The organism is Arthrobacter sp. 2YAF22_2, assembly GCF_052114645.1.
In the GTDB taxonomy this organism is placed as follows: Bacteria; Actinomycetota; Actinomycetes; order Actinomycetales; family Micrococcaceae; genus Arthrobacter.
The window spans coordinates 1-2325 of record NZ_JBFRFD010000538.1; the positions used below are offsets into that span (position 1 = coordinate 1).

At 66.4% G+C, this 2325-nt stretch carries 2 protein-coding genes; both read left to right on the plus strand.

The window, feature by feature from the left end; all coding sequences use genetic code 11:
- Positions 1-1268: peptidoglycan D,D-transpeptidase FtsI family protein (locus AB4Y86_RS17010; protein WP_441403345.1), on the plus strand; the 1268-nt coding region annotated here is incomplete at its 5' end.
- Positions 1265-2325: protein kinase domain-containing protein (locus AB4Y86_RS17015; protein ID WP_441403346.1), on the plus strand; the 1061-nt coding region annotated here is incomplete at its 3' end. The genes AB4Y86_RS17010 and AB4Y86_RS17015, both read left to right, overlap by 4 nt.

Below are 2325 nucleotides of genomic sequence, written 5' to 3' on the forward strand. Positions count from 1 at the left end.
CCGCGATCAGGTCGTTGCCGTCCACCTGCAGGCAGTGCACCTACACCCAGCCGCAGCTGTACGCGGGAATCACCGGGTACTTCTCCAGAACCTACGGCCTGACCGGCATGGAACTGGCGATGAACGAGCAGCTGGCCGGCAGCTCCGACCAGTTGTTCCTGGACCGGGTTGGCCAGTTGTTCCTGGGCAACCAGCCCAAGGGCGCCTCGGTGGAGCTCACGCTGGATCCGAAAATCCAGAAGCTCGCCTACGATCTGATTCCGGAGGGCCAGCGCGGATCCATTGTGGTGAGCAACCCGAAGACCGGCGCCATCCTGGCGATGGTGTCCAAACCCTCGTACGACCCCAACCTGGTCGCCACCCAGGACCCCGACGCCGAAGCGGCGAACATCACCGCGCTGAACAAGATCCCGGGCATCAACCTGAACCAGTCCGTGAGCGGACCCACCGGCGCGCTGCTGGCGCCGGGCTCTGTCTTCAAGATCGTCGACACGGCGGCGGCCCTGGGGTCCGGCAAGTACAACAAGGACAGCGTGCTGCCCAACCCGGCCGAGCTGCCGTTCCCGGGCATCCAGTACACGCTGCCCAACTACGCCGGCGGCAATTGCTACACCCAGAACACCGCCACGTTTGCCTTCGCCCTGCAGCAGTCCTGCAACACCCCGTTCGCCAAAATCGCCCTCGACCTGGGGCAGAAGGCGATCGGGGACCAAGCCGCGAAATTCGGCTTCGGGCAGGACTTCGGCGATCAGCTCAAGCTCGAGTCAGCCAAGAGCTTCTTCCCGAGCGAGCCGCTGGACGACGCCGGCCTGGCCCAGTCGGCCATCGGCCAGCGCGACGTCCGGGCCACGCCGTTGCAGATCAACCAGATGACCTCGGCCATTGCCAACGGCGGCGTCCAGATGAAACCCAACCTGATCAAGACCCTGCGGGCGCCTGATCTGCGGATCATCAATGAACCGAAGCCCGAGACGCTGCGGACCTCCACCACCCCGGAAATCTCCCGCCAGATCACCGAGTGGATGACCAGTGTGGTCAGCGACGGCATCGCCCGCGCAGCGGCCGTTCCAGGCGTCCAGGTTGCCGGCAAGACCGGCACGGCCGAGCTGGGCACCGGCCTGAACAACTCATGGTTTACCGGGTTTGCCCCGGCCAACGACCCGCAAGTGGCTGTCACGATCGTCATGCAAGGCGTGGACATCACCACCGGCGCACAGCTAACCAGTCCGAACGCGAAGAAGATTTTTGAGGCGGTGTTGAATAAGTGAGGCCTACATCGGGAATCACCCTCGGCGGCAGATTCCAGCTGACCACACGCATTGCGATCGGGGGCATGGGGGAAGTTTGGAAGGCCAAGGACCTGATCCTTGGCCGGATCGTCGCCATCAAGGTCCTCAAAGAGGAATACACGGGCGATCCGGGCTTCCTGCAGCGCTTCCGGGCCGAAGCGCGCCACACCGCGCTGCTGAACCATGTAGGCATCGCCAACGTCTTCGACTACGGCGAGGAGGAAGGTTCCGCCTACCTCGTCATGGAACTCGTTCCGGGCCAGCCGCTGAGCAGCATCATCGAACATGAGCAGGTGCTGTCCCCGGACCGCACCCTGTCGATCATTTCCCAAACGGCACGCGCCCTGTCCATAGCCCACGCCCAGGGCCTGGTCCACCGCGACATCAAACCAGGCAACCTGCTCATCACCCCCGAGGGCCGGGTCAAGGTCACCGACTTCGGCATCGCCCGGCTGGCCGACCAGGTTCCCCTCACCCAGACCGGCCAGGTGATGGGCACCGCCCAGTACCTGGCCCCCGAGCAGGCCACCGGCCAGACWGCSACCGGYKCCTCGGAYATCTACTCRCTSGGCGTTATCGGYTACGAGTGCCTCACSGGKCACCGYCCGTTCTCGGGCGAGTCCCAGATCGCGATTGCGCTGGCCCAGGTCAACGACGCGCCGCCGCCCTTGCCGGATAGCCTGCCCCGGCCCGTCCGCGCCCTGCTGATGTCGATGCTCGCCAAGGACCCCAAGAACCGTCCGGCCAACGCGATCAAGCTGGCCGAAGCGGCCGATGCCATCCGTAACGGCGATATTCCGGCAGCCCACGCGGCCGTCCCCGGCATGCTGCTCTTCGAGGCGCCCACCGGCCCGATCACCGCACCCGTCGACATGCCCACCGCATCGACCAGCGTCATCGGCGCCAGCGCGGCGGAGGACAAATCGACGTCGGCGCTGCCGGTGGTCGGCGCGGCGGGCGCCGGTGCAGCGGCCGGAATGGCGGCCGGGGCCGCCGCGGCAAGCGGCTACGGCGCCCGGAACGCCCTGTCCCGCGC